This window comes from Limosilactobacillus panis DSM 6035, from assembly GCF_001435935.1.
In the GTDB taxonomy this organism is placed as follows: domain Bacteria; phylum Bacillota; class Bacilli; order Lactobacillales; family Lactobacillaceae; genus Limosilactobacillus; species Limosilactobacillus panis.
Genome location: NZ_AZGM01000148.1, coordinates 1 through 223 on the forward strand (window position 1 = coordinate 1; position 223 = coordinate 223).

1 protein-coding gene is annotated in these 223 nt (G+C 42.6%); it reads right to left on the bottom strand.

What is annotated here, in order from left to right; translation table 11 throughout:
• Positions 1 to 47 precede the first annotated feature (47 nt).
• A partial coding sequence (locus FD32_RS09970) for a zinc ribbon domain-containing protein (protein WP_156410655.1) occupies positions 48 to 223 on the bottom strand: 176 nt, incomplete at its 5' end.

The window sequence follows — 223 nt, forward strand, 5'->3', positions numbered from 1 at the left end:
CAGGATACCTAACTTACATAACTCCACTCTTTTACCATGGCTAGTCCCTAGCCAATGGCTTTTAATCCTTGATGCAAGATATTAACTGCCGCATTAATATCCCGGTCGTGATGGGCACCACAGCTTGAGCACGTCCATTCACGAATGTTAAGGGGCTTAGAGCCACTATGATAGCCACAATGACTACAAATTTGACTGGTATAGTTCGATTTAACAGTTACTA